1 protein-coding gene is annotated in these 1,695 nt (G+C 46.3%); it reads left to right on the top strand.

Annotated elements, in window-relative coordinates; translation table 11 throughout:
* Positions 1-57 precede the first annotated feature (57 nt).
* Positions 58-1,689 carry a hypothetical protein gene (locus GHO32_RS25975; RefSeq protein WP_153443103.1) on the top strand — a complete coding sequence of 544 codons (1,632 nt, stop codon included), beginning with the start codon at positions 58-60 and terminating at the stop codon, positions 1,687-1,689.
* Positions 1,690-1,695: the final 6 nt, after the last annotated feature.

The following is a 1,695-nucleotide window of genomic DNA, read 5'->3' as shown; positions in this document are numbered from 1 at the left end:
TTTTGGAAGCGGGATTGTTTCGCTTAGCAAGCTCAGAAAATTAACTGACTGTTGCACTTGCTCCTTGAGACCGCCATTCCTGGGGATACAGATGGGCTTATTTTAGCTGTCGACTCTTTGAAAGATTTAGATGTGGAAATTCCGCTGTGGTCTAACAGGTCTACCACTCCTCGACCTGATTATTTATTTTTGGAGTGGCTGCCAGAGGGTGAGAATACCTACATTCCAGTTTCTGAGATGGAAGAAATACCGTCCAGTGTTCCCGTGTCGGATTTTCCACTGAAGCGAGTCATCCCGTATCGCTATTTTCAAAATCGCACAGGAGGTTTTAATTTTAGATACCGCCTTGAATTGTGGAATACATCACCCAGTGAATCTGAAGATACGGCTATTTTGATTGATCGTCTGGGGCCAGTGTTTGTTGATAATGAGCCTCGAGTGGCGGTGAGTGAAACGCTGATCACAGATGCCTCGCTGGCCAGGGATAAGGGCGTCATTTGTGAAATACCTGACTTCTCGGAACTTCGACCTCTGGAGGTGAGAGCTGCCGTTGCTTGGTTGGATGAAATTGTGGATACCTTGCCCGATGCTGCGGATTTGGATTATTTTGGTCTGTTGCCAGATGATCGATTAATTACTATCCCTGAGGCTAAATTAAGAGCGTTAGGCTCAGGTTTGCACTATGTATTGTGTGTGCTGATAGATAAGGCAGGCAACGAAAGTAAATTGACATTCCCTACCGAAGTGGTTGTAGCGTTAGGTGAGCTGCCTAATTCATTACTGCCACCGACTGTGCCTCAGGCAGACGTCGACGGTATTACCCGTCAAGATGCTTTTGATGGGGTTAAAGTTCATATTGCGCCCTTTTTGGATTATGAAGAAAACGACAGTATTGTGATTGATTGGGGGGGCGAGCGGACAGCGCCGATTACAATATCTCAGTTATTGCCATTTGATCTTAAAGTACCAGTGCCTTGGTCGTTGATGAAGGGGCTCTATGATTTCACCGAGGGTGGAGATCAGGAAGTTTCAGTGAAATATGAGGTGTTACGAGGTGTTCACCCTATTTCATCAAGTGCCATTGACGTACAGGCTAACTTTGCATATGTCGGGCCGGAGAATCCAGATGAGCCTGATCCGGTTAATCGGACTCTAACAGCCGTGAGTGTGTGGGGGGCATCTAATATAAAAGATGCACTGGTGGCAAGTGACGAAGGCAAGGATGCAACCGCTAAAATTAATCTATATGACTCGCCAAAGGTAGGCGATGTTTTGACAGTGTTTTGGAACGGTGTGGCACTTAGCTCAGATCCGTATACGGTTACGGGCAGCGAATCTGCAAATCAAGAGATAGAGTTTGTTGTTCCGTGGAATGATATTTCGCCTAACCCTATCAATTTAGAATTGCCTGTTTATTACACAATCGCCGTTCCGGGGTCAAAAAATCCTCAGTTTTCCTTGGACAGCAAAGTGAATGTTCAGGCGGTTAAAATTGTATTAGGTGAGGCGCAATATGAGACGGGTGGCATTGGTATGTACGTCTGCAGTGGGCTAATTGAAGTGGCGGGTGAGTGGGGGGTTAATGTATTGATTCCGCCGTCTGAGTATTTGAAAGAAGGGGCGGTCTCAAGGAGCAAGTGCAACACCTCATGTAAGGTGTTGCCATGTCTACCCAATACAACCACCTGAGTACCG

This window comes from Pseudomonas sp. FSL R10-2189, assembly GCF_009600325.1.
Lineage (GTDB): Bacteria > Pseudomonadota > Gammaproteobacteria > Pseudomonadales > Pseudomonadaceae > Aquipseudomonas > Aquipseudomonas helleri.
The sequence above is the reverse complement of the archived record's forward strand: the minus strand, read 5'-3'. Positions and strand labels throughout refer to the sequence as shown.